At 64.5% G+C, this 20,351-nt stretch carries 21 protein-coding genes; 11 read left to right on the top strand and 10 right to left on the bottom strand.

Features of this window, described 5'->3' with window-relative positions:
* Positions 1-6: 6 nt before the first annotated feature.
* From atpA to V0U35_RS02975, 3 genes are all read right to left on the bottom strand, one after another.
* Positions 7-1,539, bottom strand: coding sequence for a F0F1 ATP synthase subunit alpha (gene atpA / locus V0U35_RS02985; RefSeq protein WP_330195167.1), 1,533 nt, complete (start codon positions 1,537-1,539; stop codon positions 7-9).
* An 8-nt stretch (positions 1,540-1,547) separates the two neighbouring features.
* Entirely contained in the window at positions 1,548-2,105 is a 558-nt protein-coding gene (locus V0U35_RS02980) for a F0F1 ATP synthase subunit delta (protein WP_330195166.1), read from the bottom strand.
* A gap of 225 nt (positions 2,106-2,330) precedes the next feature.
* On the bottom strand, positions 2,331-2,897 hold the full coding sequence (locus tag V0U35_RS02975) for a hypothetical protein (protein ID WP_330195165.1): 567 nt from the start codon (positions 2,895-2,897) through the stop codon (positions 2,331-2,333).
* Positions 2,898-2,971: 74 nt separating this feature from the next.
* Here V0U35_RS02975 and solA point away from each other — a divergent pair, with 74 nt between their 5' ends.
* Complete coding sequence (gene solA, locus V0U35_RS02970) at positions 2,972-4,078, top strand: N-methyl-L-tryptophan oxidase (protein ID WP_330195567.1); 1,107 nt, start codon at positions 2,972-2,974, stop codon at positions 4,076-4,078.
* Here the strand turns inward: solA and V0U35_RS02965 are convergent.
* Both V0U35_RS02965 and V0U35_RS02960 read right to left on the bottom strand, forming a co-directional pair.
* Positions 4,072-4,881 carry a TerC family protein gene (locus V0U35_RS02965; protein WP_330195164.1) on the bottom strand — a complete coding sequence of 270 codons (810 nt, stop codon included), beginning with the start codon at positions 4,879-4,881 and terminating at the stop codon, positions 4,072-4,074. The two genes, solA and V0U35_RS02965, sit on opposite strands and share 7 nt — an antisense overlap.
* A 26-nt stretch (positions 4,882-4,907) precedes the next feature.
* Complete coding sequence (locus tag V0U35_RS02960) at positions 4,908-7,043, bottom strand: primosomal protein N' (protein WP_373696363.1); 2,136 nt, start codon at positions 7,041-7,043, stop codon at positions 4,908-4,910.
* A 371-nt stretch (positions 7,044-7,414) separates the two neighbouring features.
* Here V0U35_RS02960 and V0U35_RS02955 point away from each other — a divergent pair, with 371 nt between their 5' ends.
* The 5 genes from V0U35_RS02955 to V0U35_RS02935 all read left to right on the top strand — a co-directional run bounded on the left by V0U35_RS02955 (position 7,415) and on the right by V0U35_RS02935 (position 10,690).
* Positions 7,415-8,095, top strand: a complete 681-nt coding sequence (locus tag V0U35_RS02955; protein WP_330195162.1) for a DUF484 family protein — start codon at positions 7,415-7,417, stop codon at positions 8,093-8,095.
* Positions 8,077-9,012 (top strand): tyrosine recombinase XerC, encoded by a 936-nt coding sequence (locus V0U35_RS02950; RefSeq protein ID WP_330195161.1) that lies wholly within the window; start codon positions 8,077-8,079, stop codon positions 9,010-9,012. The genes V0U35_RS02955 and V0U35_RS02950 overlap by 19 nt, the downstream gene beginning before the upstream one ends.
* A gap of 83 nt (positions 9,013-9,095) precedes the next feature.
* Entirely contained in the window at positions 9,096-9,674 is a 579-nt protein-coding gene (locus tag V0U35_RS02945) for a hypothetical protein (protein ID WP_330195160.1), read from the top strand.
* A gap of 96 nt (positions 9,675-9,770) precedes the next feature.
* Positions 9,771-10,391, top strand: a complete 621-nt coding sequence (locus tag V0U35_RS02940; protein ID WP_330195159.1) for a hypothetical protein — start codon at positions 9,771-9,773, stop codon at positions 10,389-10,391.
* Positions 10,391-10,690, top strand: a complete 300-nt coding sequence (locus V0U35_RS02935) for a winged helix-turn-helix domain-containing protein (RefSeq protein ID WP_330195158.1) — start codon at positions 10,391-10,393, stop codon at positions 10,688-10,690. Before V0U35_RS02940 ends, V0U35_RS02935 begins: the two co-directional genes overlap by 1 nt.
* On the opposite strand, the gene V0U35_RS02930 is transcribed toward V0U35_RS02935, so the two are convergent.
* The 4 genes from V0U35_RS02930 to V0U35_RS02915 form a co-directional block, all read right to left on the bottom strand.
* The gene (locus V0U35_RS02930; RefSeq protein WP_330195157.1) at positions 10,687-11,247 is read right to left on the bottom strand and encodes a GNAT family N-acetyltransferase; all 561 of its coding nucleotides are present in this window, start codon (positions 11,245-11,247) and stop codon (positions 10,687-10,689) included. The two genes, V0U35_RS02935 and V0U35_RS02930, sit on opposite strands and share 4 nt — an antisense overlap.
* A 130-nt stretch (positions 11,248-11,377) precedes the next feature.
* A complete protein-coding gene (gene lpdA / locus V0U35_RS02925) occupies positions 11,378-12,781 on the bottom strand; it encodes a dihydrolipoyl dehydrogenase (protein ID WP_330195156.1) in 1,404 nt (467 codons plus the stop codon).
* A 70-nt stretch (positions 12,782-12,851) separates the two neighbouring features.
* Entirely contained in the window at positions 12,852-13,289 is a 438-nt protein-coding gene (locus V0U35_RS02920; RefSeq protein WP_330195155.1) for a hypothetical protein, read from the bottom strand.
* 82 nt (positions 13,290-13,371) lie between these two features.
* Positions 13,372-14,277 (bottom strand): hydrogen peroxide-inducible genes activator, encoded by a 906-nt coding sequence (locus tag V0U35_RS02915; RefSeq protein WP_330195154.1) that lies wholly within the window; start codon positions 14,275-14,277, stop codon positions 13,372-13,374.
* A gap of 163 nt (positions 14,278-14,440) precedes the next feature.
* On the opposite strand from V0U35_RS02915, the gene V0U35_RS02910 reads away from it, so the two are divergent.
* The 5 genes from V0U35_RS02910 to V0U35_RS02890 all read left to right on the top strand — a co-directional run bounded on the left by V0U35_RS02910 (position 14,441) and on the right by V0U35_RS02890 (position 18,100).
* Positions 14,441-14,998, top strand: coding sequence for a peroxiredoxin (locus V0U35_RS02910; protein ID WP_330195153.1), 558 nt, complete (start codon positions 14,441-14,443; stop codon positions 14,996-14,998).
* A gap of 123 nt (positions 14,999-15,121) precedes the next feature.
* Positions 15,122-15,646, top strand: a complete 525-nt coding sequence (ahpD, locus tag V0U35_RS02905; protein WP_330195152.1) for an alkylhydroperoxidase, AhpD family — start codon at positions 15,122-15,124, stop codon at positions 15,644-15,646.
* A 139-nt stretch (positions 15,647-15,785) separates the two neighbouring features.
* Entirely contained in the window at positions 15,786-16,097 is a 312-nt protein-coding gene (locus tag V0U35_RS02900; protein ID WP_330195151.1) for a hypothetical protein, read from the top strand.
* A gap of 92 nt (positions 16,098-16,189) precedes the next feature.
* Entirely contained in the window at positions 16,190-17,464 is a 1,275-nt protein-coding gene (locus V0U35_RS02895) for a dicarboxylate/amino acid:cation symporter (RefSeq protein WP_330195150.1), read from the top strand.
* A gap of 9 nt (positions 17,465-17,473) precedes the next feature.
* Positions 17,474-18,100, top strand: a complete 627-nt coding sequence (locus V0U35_RS02890) for a hypothetical protein (RefSeq protein WP_330195149.1) — start codon at positions 17,474-17,476, stop codon at positions 18,098-18,100.
* Between the two features lie 11 nt (positions 18,101-18,111).
* Here V0U35_RS02890 and V0U35_RS02885 read toward each other — a convergent pair whose 3' ends face one another.
* A complete protein-coding gene (locus V0U35_RS02885; RefSeq protein WP_330195148.1) occupies positions 18,112-20,337 on the bottom strand; it encodes a patatin-like phospholipase family protein in 2,226 nt (741 codons plus the stop codon).
* Between the last annotated feature and the right edge of the window lie 14 nt (positions 20,338-20,351).

Below are 20,351 nucleotides of genomic sequence, written 5' to 3'. Positions count from 1 at the left end.
CAGGACTTAAGCGAACTTCGCGGTGAAGGCTTCCACCACGGAGCGCAGCTTGCCCTCGGTTTCGTCGCTCAGCTTCTTCTCGTCACGGATGGTGGCGAGAAGACCGGCATGATCGGCGTGGATATGGCGCAGCAGTTCGTCCTCATAACGGCGCACGTCGGCGACGCCCAGATTGTCGAGATAGCCCCGCGTACCGGCGAAGATCACGCAGACTTGCTCTTCCATCGTCAGCGGCGAGAATTGCGGCTGCTTCAGAAGCTCGGTCAGCTTCGCACCCCGGTTCAGGAGGCGCTGCGTCGCGGCGTCGAGGTCGGAACCGAACTGCGCGAAGGCCGCCATCTCGCGGTACTGCGCGAGCTCGCCCTTCATTTTGCCGGCAACGGACTTCATCGCCTTGGTCTGGGCCGCAGAGCCCACGCGCGACACCGAGAGACCGACGTTCACGGCCGGGCGGATACCCGAGTTGAACAGGTCGGTTTCCAGGAAGATCTGGCCGTCGGTGATCGAGATCACGTTGGTCGGGATGTAGGCCGACACGTCGTTCGCCTGGGTTTCGATGATCGGCAGCGCCGTCAGCGAGCCCGCGCCATTCTCGTCATTGAGCTTAGCGGAGCGCTCCAGCAGGCGGGAGTGCAGGTAGAAGACGTCACCCGGATAGGCTTCGCGGCCCGGCGGACGGCGCAGCAGGAGGGACATCTGACGGTAGGACACAGCCTGTTTCGACAGGTCATCGTAAACGATGAGGGCATGCATGCCGTTGTCGCGGAACCATTCGCCCATCGCGGTCGCGGTGAACGGTGCCAGGAACTGCATCGGGGCCGGATCGGACGCGGTCGCGGCGACGACGATGGTGTAATCCAGCGCGCCGTTTTCCTCGAGCGTCTTGACGATCTGCGCCACGGTCGAGCGCTTCTGACCGACGGCGACATAGATACAATAGAGCTTTTCGCTCTCATTGGCCGATTCGTTGACCGACTTCTGATTCAGGATGGTGTCGATGCAAACGGCCGTCTTGCCGGTCTGACGGTCGCCAATGACCAGCTCGCGCTGGCCGCGGCCCACCGGGATCATGGCGTCGATCGCCTTGATGCCCGTCGCCATCGGCTCGTGCACGGATTTCCGCGGGATGATGCCCGGGGCCTTCACGTCGACGCGGCGGCGCTCGGCAACATCCTTCAGCGGACCCTTGCCGTCGATCGGCTCACCGAGACCGTCCATGACACGGCCCAGCAGGCCCTTGCCGACGGAGGTGTCCACGATCGCGCCCAGGCGCTTGACGGTGTCGCCTTCCTTGATGCCCCGGTCGTCGCCGAAGATCACGCAGCCGACATTGTCGCGCTCCAGGTTCAGGGCCATACCCTTCACCCCGCCGGGGAATTCCACCAGCTCACCGGCCTTGACCTCGTCGAGGCCATAGACCCGGGCGATACCGTCACCGACCGACAGGACGCGGCCGACGTCGGAGACCTTCGCCTCGGCGCCGTAGTTTTTGATCTGCTCTTTCAGGATCGCGGAGATTTCCGCGGCGCGAATGTCCATGGCGCTGCTCAAGCCTCTTTCATCGCATTGCGAAGCCCCTCCAGCTTTGTGCGGAGGGATGAATCGAACATACGCGAACCGACCTGAACGATCAGTCCGCCCAACAATTCCGGATCGACTTCGGTCCGGATCTCAACGTCACGCCCGAGGGCGCGTTTTAGTGAAGCCGACAGGGCTTCAATGTCCTTGGCCGACAGCTTGTCGGCGCTTCTCACATCAGCCTGACTGACACCGCGTTCGGCATCGGCCATGGCGGCGAAGGCGTCGGCCAGCTCGCCCAGCTCACCGGCCCGGCCATTGCGGGCCGCGACGGCAAAGGCGTTCCGCGTCAGCTTGTGGAAGTCCGCCTTGTCGGCGATGGCGTTCAGAACGCCGGTCTTCTGTTCGGCATCATGGGTCGGGCTCGACAGCGCCGTCGACAGCGCGTCATTGCCCTCGAGAATCGCCGCGAAAGCCTTCAGATCGGCTTCCACCGCATCGGTGGCCTTGGCCTCGCGCGCCAGCTCGAAAAGAGCATTGGCATAGCGCCCGGCTGCACCTGTGGATTTCGCGTTACCGCCGCTCATCGATTATCCGGTCACTCTCGCCTGTTCGGCACCCGGCTCCGGCCCCGAGGGGCGGTGGCGCAAGCACCTGAAACTACAGTGATTTTTCTGACGAACCCGACGCCGGAGAAGCGCCTCTTTCATCAATCCGGCGCCGCTCTAGCACAGGGGAGTGAGGGCGGCAACCTTGCGCGCACGGCACTGTCAGCAGGGTGTTGCGATGCGGCCAACCCTCCGTGCGCGGAGCTAGCGCCAGCGCCCGGCGGGAGCCGCATAGCTGTCGATGCGCCGTTCGGGCTTTTCGTGCCAGCCGATATTCACCGCCCAGAGCTGCGGATAGAAATAAAGCTGCGAATAGGGTAGGTGATCGTCGATCCATTGCGCCAGCGTCTGCCAGCCCCCCTCTTCGGGGTGCGCATCGGCATAGTCGGGAATGACGATACAGGCCATCGCCCCCTTGTGACCGTCCGCATCGAGCATGTCCCAGATATGCCGCCCGGCATTGGAGTCGTTTGAGGCACACCGATAGCCCGGCTTTCCGGCCGCCTGCATCTCATTGCCCAGCTGATTGACTTCGCGGCTGCGATAGGCGCTGCGCACCGTGATCCGCCCCCAGCGCTCCTGCAGCGGTTCGAGAAGCTCTTCGCATAATCGCGTGCCGGTCTCGATGGCGAGATCGGGATCGTCGGGGACATTCATCAGCCCGTGAAACTGCGCGATCTCCGAATACAGCATGTCGCGCATGAAGAAGGAGCGGCTCAAGCGTACCCGTCCCAGCCTGTCGAGTGCGTCCACACTGGTCGGCTTGCGCATGGTCTTGCTCCCCTGAGGCTCTGGCCGGAGAGTATCGCCTGCGGCAGGGAAAGGGGAATGCGCATTTGTACGACGTGATCGTCATCGGCCTGGGTGTCATGGGTTCAGCGACGGCCTGGCAACTGGCCCGGCGCGGCCTTTCTGTCCTGGGCCTCGATCAGTTCGAAGCCGGGCACGAACGCGGCTCCAGCCATGGCCGCGCACGCGTCATCCGCCGGGTCTATGGCGAAGGCGAGATCTACATGCCCCTGCTCGAACGCGCCGATGCGCTCTGGGACGGCATGGAAGCCGAATCGGGCCGGACCTTCCTTCATCGCACCGGCGGGCTGGATATAGGGCCAGCCTCCTCCGCCCTCGTCAGCAATGCCGCCGCGACGGCTCAGTCCCATGGTGTCACTCACGAGCGGCTGAGCGCGGCCGGGATCATGGCGCGCTTTCCGGCCCTGAACCTGCCCGACCACTATGAGGGTATATACGCGCCCGATTCGGGCATGCTCCTGTCCGACGCCATCAATACCTGGCTGCGTGAGACTGCGGTCGCCGATGGAGCCGACCTGCGATGGCAGACACCGGTCCTGGGCTGGCGGCGCGACGGACAGGCCTATCGGGCCGAGACCGCGGCTGGCGAATTCGCCGCACACAGGCTGGTCATCGCCGCCGGGGCCTGGGCAGGCTGCCTCCTGCCCGAGCTTGATCATGTACTGGCCATCGAGCGTCAGGTCGTCGCCTGGTATGATCCAGCCGCCGAATTGGGCGATCTGCCAGTCTTTCAGGTCGAGCCCGAAGACGGTATCCGCCCCTACATCATGCCGCCCCTTTCCGGTGACGGATTGAAAATCGGTGTCTATGGCCATCTCGGTCAGCGCGGCGCGGAGATGCGCGACGGCTTCCCGCCTGGCGCAGACGATGATGCCCACTTGCGCAGCAGTCTTGATCGCTGGTTGCCCGGCATGGCGGGGGCGACGCAGCTGATGAAGGAATGCCGCTTCACGCGAACATACGACGACCGCTTCATTATCGGCACCCTGCCGCGTGATCCGGGGGTCGTCTTGCTCTCGCCATGCTCAGGCCACGGCTACAAGTTCGCGCCAGCCATTGGCGAAGCCGCGGCTGATCTTGTGACGGGTGAAGAGCTCCGGATCGATCTAACGCCCTTCTCGGTTGAGCGCGTGCTTCAGTGACCCCGCTTCGCGGCGGCCTTGGCCCGCTGCCGGCGGTAGAGCACATTCAATACTTCAACCAGCAGCGAGAAGCTGATCGCGAAGTAGAGATAGCCGCGCGGGATATGGAAGCCGAGCCCGTCGGCGACCAGCGCCACACCCACCAGCAGAATGAAGCTGAGCGCCAGCATCTTCGCGGTAGCGTGTTTCTCCAGGAAACCGGCCACGCTCTTGGCCGAAGCGACCATGATCACGGTCGACACCACGATCGCCGTGACCATCACAGCCAGGCGAATGCCTTCGCCTCCGGCTCCGCCAAGGTCGCGGGTCATGCCGACCGCCGTCAGGACCGAGTCGAGCGAGAACACCGAATTGATGAAGGTCATCTGGATGACGACCGATGTCAGCGAGGCGGTTTTCTTCTTGCCTTCAAGAATGTCGTGGCCCTCGATCGTGTCGTGGATTTCCTGGGTCCCTTTCCACAACAGGAACAAGCCTCCGCCGAAGAGAATCGCATCTTCCAGAGTCACGTCCATGAGGACCTCGGGATGGTCCGGGTCGGCCAGCGGCAGAACGAAGTCGGGAAGCGTGAACAGCGTCGCATGGGTCAGGCCGGTCAACCAGACGAGACCAAAGAGCAGCACGACCCGCATCGCGGCACCCGACCAGATACCGATATTGCGGCCCTTGGCCCGCTCATGCTCGGCGAGGCGCTGTGACGCCACCGAGACGAAAACCACATTGTCGACGCCGAGCACGACCTCGAGAAAGGTCAGGGTCAGCAGCGACATCCACACGGCCGGCGACATCAGGAATTCGAGCATGGCGGTCAGGCGACTCCGATTGGCAATCAGACGAAACTATACGGGTCCACGTCCATCACAACCCGGACCGAGGCGGGAATTTTCACCCGTGCCTTCCAGCTGGCGAGATAGGCCGAGATGTCGACACTCTTGTCGGCACGAACCAGAAGCCGCCGCCGCCAGCGTCCGCGTAACACGCCATAGCGCGGCTCGGCCGGTCCCCAGATCTCCACCCCGTCCGCGCGTGGAGCCGTTCGCGCCAGCTCGGCGGCAGCGGCAATGACCTTGTCCTCGCTTTCCGCACTGACGACGATCGAGGCAAGACGGCCATAAGGCGGCAGGCCCAGCATCTCGCGGGCCTGGCTTTCAACATCGAGAAACCGGTCCCGGTCACCGGCGACGAGTGCGGCAATCGCGTCATGATCCGGGTCATGGGTCTGCAGGATCGCCCGGCCCTTGCGGTCGGCCCGGCCCGCCCGGCCTGCGACCTGCACCAGTGTCTGGTAAGTGCGTTCCCCGGCGCGCGGATCGCCCCCGGCAAGGCCCAGATCAGCATCGACCACGCCGACAAGCGTCAGGTTCGGGAAGTTGTGGCCCTTCGCTGCGATCTGGGTTCCCACAAGAATGTCGATCTCGGATCGTTCCATGCGGGCGATCAGGTCCCGCAGCGCCTCTCCGCCGCCGGAAATGTCGGAGGAGAAAATCTCCACGACAGCCTGCGGGAAGAGGGCTTTCGCCTCCTCGGCGACACGCTCCACACCGGGACCAACGCTGGTCAGGGAGTCCTTTGCCCCGCAATCCGGACAGGTGTCCGGCTTGGGCATGGAAAAGCCCGTCAGGTGACAGACCAGGCGGCCGGTATAACGGTGCTCGACCAGCGGGGTGTCCGTGTCGGGCGACTGGAAGCGGTGTCCGCAGGCCCGGCAGAGGACCAGCGGCGCATAGCCCCGCCGGTTGAGATAGAGGAGCGTCTGCTCGCCGCGTTCGAAGGTTTCGGCCATGGCTTCGACCATGGGCGGGGACAGCCAGCGTCCCGCCTCGGCGGGCGTTTCGCGCAGATCGATGGTGGAGATGTCCGGCAGAACCGCCGCGCCGATCCGGGCCGGGAGCCGGATATGGACATAGCGCCCGGCGCGGGCATTCGCGAGGCTTTCCAGTGACGGCGTCGCTGACGCCAGGATGACGGTGGCACCATCGATCTTGGCACGGGCCACGGCGAGATCGCGCGCCTGATAGGTCAGCCCCTCGCCCTGCTTGTAGGTCGGGTCGTGCTCTTCATCGACAACGACGAGCGAGAGTTTCCGGAACGGCAGGAACAGGGCCGAGCGAGCACCAACGACGATGCGGGCGCGGCCTTCATTGATTTCGCGCCAGACGCGGCGGCGTTGTTTCGGGTTGAGGCCGGAATGCCACTCGGCCGGCTCGGCCCCGAATCGCTCCTTGAACCGCGCCATGATCGCCTGCGTCAGCGCAATCTCGGGCAACAGCACCAGAATCTGGCCGTCAGAGTGGGTCCGCAAGGCCTCGGCAATGGCCTCGAAATAGACCTCGGTCTTGCCCGAGCCGGTTACCCCGTCGAGCAGCGCCGACTGGAATCCGCCCGCGCGGACGAGACGCCTCAGTGTCGCGGCGGCGTCGGCCTGGAGTTCGGTCAGCGCCAACCCTTCGCCTTCCGGGTCCGGATCGGCGAAGGGGGGGTCTGCGGGACGTTCCTCGGCGACGAGCCCCCCTGCCTTGACCAAGCCGGACACGACGCCGCTGCTGACGCCGGCCTCGCGGGCCAGATCCGCCGCGCTGGCTTCACCAAGCAGATCGGCCGCATCCAGTACACGCTGCCGCGCCTCGGTCAGGCGCGTCGGCTCCTCGCCACTTGGGCGGTACACCGTCTCGACGGGCGAAGGACGCAGCGCGTCCTCGCCGCGCAGCATGGCGCGCAGGACATTGCCGGGAAGCTGGACGAGATATTTCGACGCCCAGTCGATGAAGGCGAGATTGCCTTCGGCAAGTGGCGCGCCGCCGATCAGACCGTCCAGCGGTTTCAGATTGCGGCTGCCATCGTCATGGGCGACCGACCAGACAACGCCCCGGGCCGAACGCGGCCCCAGCGGAGCATGGACATGATCCCCCGGACGGACCTCCATGCCATCCGGCACGGCATAGTCGAACGCTTCCGGCAAGGGCATCGGAAACTGGACGGCAGCGCGGATTTTCAAGGCATCGGTCAAGGCGTTATCTCGCGGACATGATCCCGGAGGGGGGGAATCATGTCCGCGAGACTACGCGAGCCTCGCCCTGTCATGCGAGGTCCGGGAGATGGCTTTCTTCAGGATACCACCCCGGGCAGCATACTCGACCAGTTCACTTGAGGACTCTTGGCATACGAACACCAGCCCCGCGCGCCACACTTGAATATTACACGGGCTGTTTCTGCCGAATCACGAACTTTCAGACAGAATGTTCACGAAAACGAGAGCAGCGCCGTTAAGGGAAATCCAACCGCTCGGCGCTAGGTTCACCGCACAATCAATCGGATCAACCGATGGTGGGGACAAGGATGCTGGATACGGGCGACGGAGCGCAGGCACCGGGCGATTTCGACATGGGAAGAATGCGCGAGGCGCTGATGGCGGATCCGGACTGGGTCCGCCGCGACGGAGAACTGATGGCGTGCCTGGCCGGGGATTCCGGCAGCGGCGATGTCATCGACTTCGGGGCCGCCGCCCGAGCCCGGTTGCTCGACGAAAACCGCCGCCTGAAGGCCGCTCGCGCCGAGCTGGCGCAGAATGCGCGCGCCAATCTCGCCATCCTGTCGCAAACCCATGTCGCCACGCTCAGCCTCATGGAATGCACCAGCCTAGAAGATCTCGACGCCCGGCTTGAGGGCGATCTGGCCGCGATACTCTCGGTTGATTCCATCCGTATCTTTGTCGAAGGCGGTATGCCGCTGCGCAACGCCCGGACCATTCGCCCGGCGGCCCCCGGTCTGGCTGATCAGCTTCTGGGTGCCGAGAATGATTTCACCGGTCCGGTGTCTCCGGCGACAGCGCACGCCCTCTATGGAACAGCCCTCGGCTCGCACGCCCTCGCCCGGCTGGACCTGCCCGAGGGCTTTGGTGTCCTCGCCCTGGCATCGCGGGACGATGGCGCATTCACCGAAGGCCAGGGCACGGAATTCCTGAACTTCCTTGCCCGTGCCGTGGAACGGCGGATGTCACCGTGGCTGCAGACGCCCTGACCCGGCCCGCCAGCGAGGCGCTGGCGATCTGGCTCGACCATCTGGCCGGTGAACGCCGCGCCAGCCCCAAGACAGGCGAGGCCTATGGCCGCGATGTCGCGGGCTTCCTCGGGTTTCTGTCAGCCCATCTCGGCGAAGCGGTGACACTGGCGCGGCTTGATGGCCTCAAGGCGGCGGATTTCCGGGCCTGGCTTGCTGGCCGCCGCCGGGACGGTGCCGGCCCGGCCACGCTGGCCCGGGCCCTGAGCGCCGTGCGTGCCTTTTACCGCTATATCGACCGGCGCTGGTCGGTCACCGCGCCGGCGCTCGCGCTCGTTGAAGGGCCGCGACGTCCGCGCCCCAAACCCAAGCCCGTCTCCGAGGAGGCCGCCCGCCGCCTGATTGAAGACGCCGAAGCGCGCGGCGGTGAGCCCTGGGTCGAGGCACGCGACGCTGCCATTCTGGCCCTGCTCTATGGCTGCGGCCTGCGGATTGCCGAAGCCCTGTCGCTGACCGGATCCGACCTGCCTCTGGGGGCGACGCTGCGTGTCACCGGGAAGGGCGGTAAGACCCGCATCGTTCCGGTGCTTCCGGCCGTCCGCGAAGCCGTGGACGCCTATGTGAAAACATCACCCTATGCACCGGCTCGCGGCGAAGCCCTGTTCCGGGGTGTACGCGGCGGTCCGCTGGGGCCGCGCGCGGTTCAGAAAGCCATGACCGAATTGCGCGCCCGCCTGGGCCTCGCCGCCAGTGCAACACCGCACGCCTTGCGGCATTCGTTCGCCACACACCTGCTGGCCCATGGCGGCGATCTGCGCGCAATCCAGGAATTGCTCGGTCATGCCTCGCTGTCGACGACGCAGATCTACGCCGATATCGAACCGGGTCGGCTTCTGGCCGCCCATGCAGCGGCGCACCCCCGGGCGCGCAAGGCCTGACAGCGGCTTCCCATTGCCTCAAGCCGGGGCCTGCCCGTAGTCTCGCGGGATAAAAGACCGGTCCAGTTTCGGGAGTATTGCTCATGTTTGTCGCCGCACTCGCTGCAACCCTGCTTGCCGCACAGGACGCCGGTCCGGACGTCAACGAAGGCCCCCGGCCCTGGGCCGAGGCGCTGGTGACGTCCGCCGTCGGATTGAGCCAGGCTCCCGAAGCGGCCGGCCTGATCCGGATCGAGGACCCGGACGGCCTTGTCGGACGGCTGACTGAGGCCATGCAGGGCATGTGGGACGTCTCGCAGGAGAGCGATGGCGAGAACGGTGACATGGCGATCGACCTGACGCTGCGCAGCTATCCCGATGACTTTGCCGGCCAGCGGACCAGTGATCAGGCATGCGGGGCAGACTCGCCTGACCTGAAATTCACCGGCACGCGGGAAACGGCCGCGCCCGGCACGATTACCCGTATTTGTCAGACCTATGGCGATGACGGCACGACGCAGGCCTTTTCTCAAACCATTGTCCTGGTCCGGGGCCAGGAAGAGGCTGTCGCGCTGTTCGCCCTGCGCACGATCGACCGGGACAACAGCCTGACCCTGGCCAATTCCGCCGTCGCCGTGATCGAACAGGTCGCAGAATCCGTCCGCTTTGAACCGGTTGAGTAACCGGCCACACCGTTACACCGGCAACACGGAAATCCACTTGCCACGACGCGGGCAAACAGTTACTTTGTTTTTCAAAGTAGTCACGTGGAGCCCGAGATGAGCCCGTCCGATCTGGAATCCGATATCGCCTATATGCGCGGCCTGGCCGAGTCCGGTGAGCGCGCGCCGCTGATCGGCGGACGGTATCTGCTGATCTGGGGCGGGCTTGCGGCACTGGCCTGCCTCGCGCACTGGTCGATCCTGACCGGGCTGGCCGGCCTGCCCGATATCGCCTTGCCCGTACTCTGGGCCGGCTATGGCATGACCGGCGGCATCCTCGTCGCGGTGTTCGGACGGGGCCTCGGCCGCAAGCCCGGAGCCCGGTCCATCGGCAATCGCGTCAACCGGGCCGCCTGGGTCTCGGTTGGCCTCGGCATTGTCCTCTACGTTGTGGGCGTCGCGGTCTCGATCACCGCCCTTGATGCACCGATCTTCCTTTATGACACCATCCTGACCGTTGCGCTCTTCGGCTACTCCATCGCCTTCTCGGTCACGGCGTCCCTGTCCGGCCAGAAATGGCTGTTTGGCCCGGCCTGGATGTCAATAGCCGGTGCGGCCCTGTCGCCCGCCTTCCTCGGCAAGCCGGAATTGTATCTACTGGCCGCCGGCATCATCTTCTTTGCGGCCGTGATCCCGGCCTTCCGGATGATCCGCAACGAACCGAAAGCCATTGTGTGATGAGTGCCGACGATTTCGACGCCGCATCGCTGGACGAGATCATTCACGGCAAGTTGCGTCTCGGGATCATGGCCTATCTGTCCTCAGTCGAAGGCGCGACCTTCGGCGAGCTGCGCGAGCGCACCGGCGCGACCGATGGCAATCTTTCGGTCCACCTCAGGAAGCTGGAAGACGCCGGCTATATCGGCATCGACAAGCGCTTCGTCGCCCGTCGTCCGCAGACTACCGCCAGCCTGACCGCGACGGGCCGCAAGGCGTGGATCGCCTATCTCGACCAGATGAAGGCGCTCTTGGGCTAGGCCGCTTCGGCGTGATCCACGGGCCGTTCATAGACAACGATCACGATGCCGTCCTCGGACCGTTCGCCGGTCTCGGTAAAGCCGGTCTTCTCGAGGACACGGCGTGAGGCCGTCAGGTGCGGCAGTGTCTCGGCCCGGATCCGTTTCACGCGGCTGTCGCGGCGCGCCCAGCCGATGAGGCCTTCCACGGCCTCGGTCGCGAGGCCCTGCTCGCGGAAGGACAGAAGCATCGAATAGCCGATCTCGACCGTGCCGCTTGCATCCGGCCCGCCCTTGAAGCCGCCACCGCCCACAAGCCGGTCGGGCTGTCCGCCGGCACCCGGCCAGATGAAAACCCAGAAGAGCCAGCCTGCCGCGTCCGGATCAGCCTCGATCTCCGACCTGAGCCAGGCCATCGCATCAGCATCCATCAATTCGGGCGGCCAGGACGCTTCGGGTGTCACGTCGAGCGCCTCGAAAAAGGCGTCACGGTCCTCGACCTGCAGGCGCGCCAGATTGGCCGTCATGGCAACCAGCCTGAGGCGCTGAGTCCGGATATCGAGATCGGCGTTGGGCATTGTGTCTGTCCAGGGTCGCGTTATGGAAGCTGCCGGCATTCAATCCGGCCTTCGCTGCGATGCTTTAGGCTAGCACGATGACGGATTTATGGACTTAAAATTTTCGTCACCCGCGCGGATTTCTCGCGTGTCATGACTGCATCGTCCAGCCTTCGACTCCCATTGCCGCCTGGCGGATCGCCTCGGTCATGGTCGGGTGGGGGTGGGACGTCCGGGCCACGTCTTCCGACGACGCCCCGAACTCAAGCGCCAGGCAAAGTTCGGCGATCATCTCGCCGACGCCGGTGCCGATCATGTGACCGCCGAGGAGCTCGTCGGTTTCGGCGTCGGCGAGCAGTTTCACGAACCCGTCCGTCTCGTGATTGGCCCGGGCCCGCGAATTGGCCATGAAGGAGAATTTCCCGGTCTTGTAGGCCCGGCCAGACTCCTTCAATTCGTCCTCGGTCAGCCCCACCGTGGCGATCTCCGGCGCAGTGTAGACCACGCCGGGAATAGCAGCGTAGTTCACATGGCCCGGCTTGCCCGCGATCAGCTCGGCGCAGGCAACGCCTTCATCCTCGGCCTTGTGGGCCAGCATCGGCCCGCTGGTGCAGTCGCCGATCACCCAGATACCGTCGACACCGGTGCGGAAATGATCGTTGGCGATCACGCCGCGCCGGTCCGGTTCGATCCCGACTGTGTCGAGTCCCAGACCTTCGGTGTAGGGCCGCCGCCCGATACAAACGAGCATGACATCCCCGGTCAGGGTTTCGGGCGATCCGCCATCGGCCGCTTCGGTCTCGACCGCGAGTGTCTTGCCGCTGGTGTCCGCGCCCGTGACCTTGCGGCCGAGCTTGAACGCGAACCCCTGCTTCTTGAAAATCCGCTGCGCCTGTTTGGCGATCTCCGAATCCATGCCCGGCAGGATGCGGTCGAGATATTCGACGACGGTCACCTTCGCGCCAAGCCGCCGCCAGACCGAGCCCAGCTCCAGCCCGATCACGCCCGCGCCCACCAGGATAAGGTGCTCGGGCACGCGCTCCAGCGCCAGCGCGCCGGTCGAGGAGACGATGCGTTTTTCATCGATCTCGATGCCCGGCAAAGGTGTCGGTTCCGAACCCGTCGCGATGACGATATTGCGGGTCTCCAGCGTCGTGGTCTTGCCGTCGACGGTTTCGACCTCGACCTTGCCCTGACCCGCGATCCGGCCCTTGCCGGCGATGTGGTCGACCTTGTTCTTCTTGAACAGGCCGGCGATCCCCTTGGTCAGCCCGTCCACGACGTCGCGCTTGCCGGCCATGATGGTGTCGAGGTCAAAGGACAGGCCCTCGGCCTTGATGCCCAGCCCGGCAAACCGGGTCTGCGCGGCCTCATAGAGTTCGGTCGTGTGCAGCAGCGCCTTTGACGGGATGCAGCCGACATTCAGGCAGGTCCCGCCCAGCGTCTCGCGCATCTCGATACAGGCCGTCTTCAGTCCCAGCTGGCCGGCGCGAATGGCGCAGTTATAGCCGCCGGGGCCACCACCAATGATGACGACGTCATAGGGTTCGGACATGGGGGATCGGGGCTCCTGATCTCAACGGTTCGAATCGGGAGCCCCAACATAGGCATTCAGACTGGCAAGGTCAGGTCAGAATTCCGCGCGCCTTGGCCCAGCGGGCGAGGAAAAGCAGGCCGAGCAGGACAAGGCCGATCAGCGCGGCCATGACGATCCCGGCAGTACCCATGACCGCGGCCCCGTTGGACAGGGCGAAATTGTGAATGAGGGAAATCACATAGCAGATCACTGACGCCAGGAAGGCGGGCACGGCCAAGCCCATACGCAACAGAAGGAGCACACTGCCGATAAAGGCTCCAAACACCGCGATGGCCCAGATGATGGTAAACCACATCGGGAAGCTGGTGAAAAAGTCGAGCTGTTCCGGTGTGAAATTGGCGAGATAGGCATTGTTGCGCATGTTCGTCATCACGAAATCGAACACGCCCATGGCATTCCAGAGCGTGGCCAGAACGGCGACAACCCAGAACCAGATCGGTGTTTTCGCGCGTGCGGTGTCGGTCATGGTTGAAGACCCTCCCCTGTCTTTCAAATCAGGTGGGAGCCTAGCGCGCCCAAAAGCCGCCGTCAGCCTTGATCAGGAAAAATCAGGCCCGTTCCGCAAGCATGTCCCGCAGCGTCTTCGCGATCAGGCGCGCCTCCTCGGCCCGGGCCGAGCCGCGCCGCCAGGCGATGCCGATCTCCCGGCCGATGACGGGCGGGTCGAAGGGAATGAGCGCAAGGTCGAGCCCGTCCGCGACACCGCCCTCAATGGCCAGCCGGGGCAGGAGCGTCGCGCCGACGCCGCCCTTCACCATCTGGACAAGCGTATGCAGGCTGGTCGCCGCGAAATCTGACCGCGCGGCACTCGACGCGCAGGCGCTGACGGCGTGGTCGCGCAGGCAATGCCCATCTTCGAGCAGCAGAAGCGGGTCCGCGGTGACGTCTTCCAGGCTGACCGTCTTGCGCTCCGCCAGGGGATGGCCGGGCGCGCAGGCAAACAGGAATTCATCCGGCCCGGCGGACTCGGTCTTGATCGCCGGATCATCATAAGGCAAGGCAATCAGTGCCGCATCAATGCGCCGGTCCTTCAGCGCCTCGTAGAGCCGCCCGGTCAGGTCTTCCCGCAACAGCAGTTTGAGGTCCGGAAAAGCCTGTCGCAGCACCGGCACCGCGCGTGGCAGCAGGAAGGGCGCAATCGTCGGAATTACGCCGAGGCGGAAAGGCCCGCACAGGGGTTCACCGGCCGCGCGGGTTGCCTGAACCAGGTCTTCGGCTTCGGTGAGTGTCCGGCGTGCGCGCTCCACCGCGATCTCGCCGGCTGGTGTCAGCACGGCCTGACGGGCTCCCCGCTCCACCAGCGTGACCCCGAGTATCGTTTCGAGCTCCTTGATCCCGGCCGACAGGGTCGGCTGCGTGACGAAGCAGTGCTCGGCTGCACGGGAGAAGGATTCGTGATCGGCGAGGGCAGTCAGGAAACTCAACTGCCGCAGGGTCGGAAGAAGGGCGCTCATGGAAATAGAAATAATCTATGGGGAACAAAAATACAATTCATTGGTTTAATTTTTGAGGTCTGCCATATAGCGCCTCGAACGCACGGAACGGGCCGGTTCGGACAACGAATACCGGTGCGGGTCGTACGGCCATCCAACTGAATTAACACCCAAGGAGACGTCCATGCTCGGCGTTGGCGAAAAGCTTCCCGAATTTGAAATCACCGGTGTGAAGCCCGGCTTCATGCAGCACGAGGAAAACGGTGAATCGGCATTCGAGCCGGTGACCGAGAAGAGCTTTGAGGGCAAGTGGAAGGTGATCTTCTTCTACCCGAAGGACTTCACCTTCGTCTGCCCGACCGAAATCAAGGCCTTTGCCGATCTGAACGGCGAATTCGATGACCGCGATGCTGTCGTTTTGGGCGGCTCGGCTGACAACGAGTTCTGCAAGCTGGCCTGGCGCCGCGATCACCCCGATCTCGAAAAACTCGCCATCTGGCAGTTTGCCGACACGACCGGTTCGCTGATCGACGCGCTCGGCGTGCGGTCCGAAGAAGGTGTGCCGCTGCGCGCGACCTTCGTCGTCGATCCGCACAATGTCGTCCAGCACGTCTATGTGACGAACCTCAATGTCGGCCGTAACCCGGAAGACACGCTGCGCGTCCTCGACGCCCTGCAAACCGACGAGCTGTGCCCGTGCAACCGCGCGGTCGGCGGCGACGTCCTGAAACCGGCCGCTTAAACCCCTTCGAGCAGCCAAGTCTTCCGCGCCGGCGCGGGCAGACCACAATCCTCCCCCGATGGTGTGGTCGGCCTGCCCGGCGCGGTTGCCTCCCCGATAGCCCCCGAACAAGAGGAACGAGCCATGAGTCTCGACGCGCTCAAGGACCGCCTGCCCGACTACGCCAAGGATCTGAAGCTGAACCTCTCCAGCCTCGCGCGGGAAACCGTGCTCGACGAGCAGAAGAAGTGGGGCGCATTCCTGGCGGCCGCCCATGCCGTGGGCGAACCGGCCACCTATGCCGCGCTGGCTGCGGAGGCCGGAGAGCATCTTTCGCCCGAAGCCGTGACCGCTGCGAAAGCGGCGTCGGCCATCATGGGCATGAACAATGTTTACTACCGCTTCACCCATATGGTCTCGGCCAAGGATTACCGCACCATGCCAGCGCGCCTGCGCATGAATGCGCTGGCCAATCCGGGGGTCGACAAGGCCGATTTCGAGCTCTGGGCGATGACCGTCTCGGCGGTCAATGGCTGCGGCATGTGCATGGACAGCCACGAGGCCGAATTGCGCAAGCACGGCGTCAGCGCCGAACAGGTCCAGGCCTCCGTGCGCATCGGCGCGGTCGTCAATGCGGTGGCAGCGGTGCTGCGAGCCGAAGCCGCCTGACGGCAAAAACCACAAGTTAATGGACCAGGAGGCGGCCACGGCACAAGATGTCGTGGCCGTTTTCTGTTTAGACCATAGGCGCTTCCACCCCTGCGGATTGTTTTTGACAGTTTTGTGAAAACTCCGTATGGTGACAATTATGAGAACGCTGCAGAATGCCCATAACGCCTCCGAACTGCCCAATCGCCACGGTCATGACACCGGGGCAGCCGCGGCGTCGGCGCGTTTCTTCTCGCAGTCGACCGCGCGCCTGGCCTCGCACTATTTCGATGTCAGCTGGACGCGGGTCATTCTCAACATTCTCGGCGCACTTGGCCTGATCGCGGTGTCCCGTGTTCCGGGCCTGGGCGGTTTCGCGCCCTTCCTTCTGATCACCGGCCTTGTCTGGGCCGCCGTGTCGGGCCGCGTCGCCATGGTCAAGGCCACGGGCCGTCTGGGCCGCCGGGGCTGATCAGCGTTAGCGCGCCTGCGCGTTGACCCCTCCGCAAACCAGCCTAGTGTGACCCCCGCAAGACATTGCGTCTGTCGGGGAGGACAGCATCCATGAAATGGTGGTTCGGCGTCACGCTGTGGAAGCGCGTCCTGGGGGCGCTCATTCTCGGCATCGTTTTCGGATTGGTGATCCAGTACACGCTCGGCGACCGGGCGGTTGATTGGCTGGGGACCTATGTCCAGCCGTATGGCGATATCTTCATTGCGCTGATCCGGATGATGATCGTGCCGCTGATCTTCACCACGCTTGTCGCGGGTGTCGTGGCAATGCGCGAGCCGGCCAGGCTGGGCTCCCTGGGCCTGAAGACGATTGGCCTTTATCTGGTCACCACCTTCTTCGCCAATGTCATCGGCCTTGTTTACGGGACGGTCTTCCGGCCCGGTGCGAACGCCGCCGAGGCGCTGGCCGGGGCCACGCCGGAAGCGATCTCCCAGGAAGCCCCGTCAGTCTGGGACCGTATTCTGGAAATCATCCAGAATCCGGCCGCCGCGATGGCCGAGGCGAACATTCTCGCTATCATCTTCTTTGCCCTTCTGTTCGGCGTCGGCATCCTGATGGCCGGTGAAAAGGGGCAGGCCGCCGGCAGCTTCTTCGAAAGCGCGTCCGAAGCCGTCCTGAAAGTGACCGCCATCGTCATGGAGTTTGCGCCTTTCGGCGTCTTCGCCCTCATCGCCTATGCGACGGCGGCCTATGGCATCGAGGCCTTCCAGTCGATTTTCTGGCTGATCCTGACGGTCTATCTGGGCCTCTTTACCCACGTGATCCTTGTCTATGGCGGGCTGATCAAGGTGATCCTTCGCCTGCCGGCCATCCGCTTCTTCCGGGGCATTTTCGATGCCCAGGCCGTGGCCTTCTCGACAGCCTCCAGCTCGGCCACCCTTCCGGTCACGATTACCAATGCGACCCGGAATCTCGGCGTGAAGCGCTCGGTGTCCGGTTCGGTCCTGCCGCTCGGGGCCACCATCAACATGGACGGTACCGCGCTCTATCTGGGCATTCTCGCCCTCTTCACCGCCCAGGCCTTTGGTATCGAGCTCAGCTTTGCGAACTATGTGATGATCGCGGTGACCGCTGCCGTGGTCTCGATTGGCGCGGCGGGCATTCCGTCTGCTTCGCTTTTTTTGCTGGCAACCGTCCTCTCGACCTTCGGCGCGACGCCGGAGCAGATCGCGCTTGTGGTCGGCTTCATTCTACCGGTGGACCGGATCATGGATATGGCCCGCACTGTGGTGAACGTGACCGGCGACGCCGCCGTGGCGGTAACGGTTGCGAAATCGGAAGACCAGCTCGACGAGGAGGTCTTCCGCTCGCCTTCGACCATCTAGGGCGCGACCATGCGACCGAGCCGGACCCGCCTCATCGAGCTGATCGTCGCGGTCAGCGTGGTGGTGATCTCGGTGGCCTCGCTCTTTATCGCCTGGTTCCAGGGCCGGGTGATGCAACAGACGCTCGAGGCCAGCGTCCTGCCAGTCATCCAGTACGGGTCAGGCAATTACGATCTCGACCGCGAGGAATGGCGCATGACGCTGGTCTTCCGCAACACCGGTATCGGTCCGGCCGAACTGCGTTCGCTCAGGATGACCTGGGATGGCGAGACCATTTCCGATACCTCGCAATTCCTCGCCCGCTGCTGCGTCCCGGCCGAGGTGCCGCCTGCCGAACGCCACAACTATGTTCGCCAGGCTTTCGTTTCGGGCGAACTGGCCTTCCTGTTCGACGACGTTGAAGGCCGCTTCTTCGCGCCGCAGGAGGAGGTGGAATTCATCACCTCGGCGCGCCCCGATGCCGAGACCCAGCCACGCGGCCATGCCCTGTGGACCGCACTCGACGAGGTCCGCCACGAGATCGACGTCGAGATCTGCTACTGCTCGGTCTTTGACGATTGCTGGCTAGCGCGCTTCCCCGGTCAGAGCCGGGAGCGGGTTGACCGCTGCCCGGACCCGACCTTCTCGCGGAACTGACCGCCCCGCGTCTAGAAATTCCGCCCGATATAGAGAAAGACCGACTTGTTGCCCCGGTCGCCGACTGACAGGCCGAGATAGGCCGGTCCAAGCACGGTATTCATCGCGCCATATCCGGTCACCGAGAAGACCGGATCGGGCATCCAGACCAGCCCGCCAAGATCGAACGTGAACTCGGCATACTCGACGAGACCGCCGACATAGATCGGCAAGGCCCCGACCGCGTCCGACGCCGTCATGCGGCGGTAGAGCTCGACCGAGGCATAGCGGTAGTCATTGTTCGGCAAGGCGCGCTCGGAATAGGCCGAGAGATTGCGGAACCCGCCCAGGAAGAAGAGCGACTGCAGGACATTGCCGGTATCGGTACTGGCCCCGCGTTCGGCCCGCACCACGCCGCCCCACTGGCCCAGGCCAAACGCCTGCGCCGCCGTCAGCTGGTAGCGCGTGGTATTGGCTTCGACATCCGGATCGGCATCAAAGTCCTGAACATAGAGATACTCCGCGGATACGGCCGTGCCGGCGGTCGGGAAATCGGGGTGATTGAGCGTGTCGAGGTCGAAGCGCGCTCCGTAGCGGGCAATGTCGAGACCGACATCGCCAAATTCCTCGGGATCGCCAAACGTGTCGGAATGATACTCGCCATAGCGGTATTCACCGACCAGGGAGACCTGCCCCCAGCGCCCGAAATCACGCCCGATCTGGCTTTCGGCATAAACCGCCTCCAGCCAGTAATCGTCAAAGCGGGCGCTGTCGAAATTGAGTCCCAGCGGATAGCCTTCAACACCGATGGCGACATCGGTGAAATATCGGCTCTCGCGTCCGAAGGGCTGCATCCATTCCGCCGCGAGCAGGTATTCCGAACCCAGCGCCAGGGAGAGGGCAAACTCCCCGCCTCCGCCATTCAGGGGCCGCCGCGAATAGCGGCCGCGCAGCACATAGCGGGAATCCCGGTCAAACGTGTTCGACACGGTCAAACCTGCCTGGAAGAGATTGTTCCCCAGCGGCCGTTCCTGTGTACGCAGGGTCAGCGTTCCGTCTTCCTGGAAACCGGCGTCGATCGTGCCGAACGCCCCGAGGCCCGCGACCTCGGTGATGCCGTTCTCGATATCGGCGCGGGTCGCCGCCTCGCCGGCCTCGATACCGAATCGGCGGGCGATCAAATCGTCGGAGACGGCCGTGTTGTTGACGATCTCGACGCGGGTGACGCGACGGGCTTCGCCGGTGCCACGCGCCGCGACAGCACCCGGACGAGACAGGGGCGGCGAGGCCTGCGCGGCGATTTCGCGCATGCGGGCGCGGTAGGGTGCCGACGCGTTGATACCGGACTCAAAGCCGTCGCCCGCGCGCTCGAAACTCCCGGTGGTCAACATGGAAAGGTCGGGCCGGATCAGGATATCGCCCGGCTGCAGCAATTCGGCCTGCTGGGTCCGGTTGGTCCAGACCTGCACCTGCACGATCTGCTGGGCGACCTGCACAACCGAGGGGTTGGCCGGCGGGTCGGAGGGTTCGATCGTGGTGTCGACGACGATGACGACATCGGCCCCCATCGCGTAGGCGACATCGACGGGCAGCTGTTTCGACAGCCCGCCATCGACATAGAGCCGGCCATTGATCTCGCGCGGATCGAAAAGCCCCGGCACCGACATGGAGGCGAGCATCGCCTCGACCATGTCGCCTTCACTCAGGATCGCGGCCTGACCGGTCCCCAGGTCGGTCGCCACGGCGCGGTAGGGAATGGGCAGATTGTCAAAATGAAACTCCGGCGGCGCGCGCTCCAGCATGCGCCGGTAGAAGCCTTGCAGACCGCGCAGCGTCGTCACCGAGGAGGGCAGGATCAGGCCCTCATCACCCCAGCCGGCGACATAGTCGGAGAAATACTCGTCCTGGTCGGTCTTTTCGCGGAAGGGCAACTCGTCACGGTCGAGTGAATTCTGGATCAGACGCGGCCAGTCGGCGGCCTCGAATTCGGCGCGCATGTCGTCCGGCGACCAGCCTGCGGCATAGAGCCCGCCCACGACCGAGCCCATCGATGTGCCGACGATGCAGTGGACCGGAACGCCTTCCTCCTCCAGCACGGCGAGCACGCCAATATGGGTCGAGGCCAGCGCCCCGCCGCCCGACAGCACCAGGCCGACATCGAGCCGACCGTCCTCGTCGTCGAAATCGCAGCCGTCGGCAAAGGCCGGAGACACGCTCAGGGCAACAGCCGCCAGCGCGGCCAGGACACGGTTTTTCATGGACACTCTCCCCT

The sequence above is a fragment of the Hyphobacterium marinum genome, assembly GCF_036330325.1.
Classification (GTDB): Bacteria; Pseudomonadota; Alphaproteobacteria; order Caulobacterales; family Maricaulaceae; genus Hyphobacterium; species Hyphobacterium marinum.
Note: the sequence above shows the minus strand (reverse complement) of the source record. Positions and strands in the feature narration are given on the sequence as shown.

Coding starts and splice junctions, on each gene's coding strand:
- atpA (WP_330195167.1), bottom strand. CDS start 1,539: ATGGACATTCGCGCCGCGGAAATCTCCGCGATCCTGAAAGAGCAGATC.
- V0U35_RS02980 (WP_330195166.1), bottom strand. CDS start 2,105: ATGAGCGGCGGTAACGCGAAATCCACAGGTGCAGCCGGGCGCTATGCC.
- V0U35_RS02975 (WP_330195165.1), bottom strand. CDS start 2,897: ATGCGCAAGCCGACCAGTGTGGACGCACTCGACAGGCTGGGACGGGTA.
- V0U35_RS02965 (WP_330195164.1), bottom strand. CDS start 4,881: ATGCTCGAATTCCTGATGTCGCCGGCCGTGTGGATGTCGCTGCTGACC.
- V0U35_RS02960 (WP_373696363.1), bottom strand. CDS start 7,043: ATGCCCTTGCCGGAAGCGTTCGACTATGCCGTGCCGGATGGCATGGAG.
- V0U35_RS02955 (WP_330195162.1), top strand. CDS start 7,415: ATGCTGGATACGGGCGACGGAGCGCAGGCACCGGGCGATTTCGACATG.
- V0U35_RS02945 (WP_330195160.1), top strand. CDS start 9,096: ATGTTTGTCGCCGCACTCGCTGCAACCCTGCTTGCCGCACAGGACGCC.
- V0U35_RS02940 (WP_330195159.1), top strand. CDS start 9,771: ATGAGCCCGTCCGATCTGGAATCCGATATCGCCTATATGCGCGGCCTG.
- V0U35_RS02935 (WP_330195158.1), top strand. CDS start 10,391: ATGAGTGCCGACGATTTCGACGCCGCATCGCTGGACGAGATCATTCAC.
- V0U35_RS02930 (WP_330195157.1), bottom strand. CDS start 11,247: ATGCCCAACGCCGATCTCGATATCCGGACTCAGCGCCTCAGGCTGGTT.
- lpdA (WP_330195156.1), bottom strand. CDS start 12,781: ATGTCCGAACCCTATGACGTCGTCATCATTGGTGGTGGCCCCGGCGGC.
- V0U35_RS02920 (WP_330195155.1), bottom strand. CDS start 13,289: ATGACCGACACCGCACGCGCGAAAACACCGATCTGGTTCTGGGTTGTC.
- V0U35_RS02915 (WP_330195154.1), bottom strand. CDS start 14,277: ATGAGCGCCCTTCTTCCGACCCTGCGGCAGTTGAGTTTCCTGACTGCC.
- V0U35_RS02910 (WP_330195153.1), top strand. CDS start 14,441: ATGCTCGGCGTTGGCGAAAAGCTTCCCGAATTTGAAATCACCGGTGTG.
- ahpD (WP_330195152.1), top strand. CDS start 15,122: ATGAGTCTCGACGCGCTCAAGGACCGCCTGCCCGACTACGCCAAGGAT.
- V0U35_RS02900 (WP_330195151.1), top strand. CDS start 15,786: ATGAGAACGCTGCAGAATGCCCATAACGCCTCCGAACTGCCCAATCGC.
- V0U35_RS02895 (WP_330195150.1), top strand. CDS start 16,190: ATGAAATGGTGGTTCGGCGTCACGCTGTGGAAGCGCGTCCTGGGGGCG.
- V0U35_RS02890 (WP_330195149.1), top strand. CDS start 17,474: ATGCGACCGAGCCGGACCCGCCTCATCGAGCTGATCGTCGCGGTCAGC.
- V0U35_RS02885 (WP_330195148.1), bottom strand. CDS start 20,337: ATGAAAAACCGTGTCCTGGCCGCGCTGGCGGCTGTTGCCCTGAGCGTG.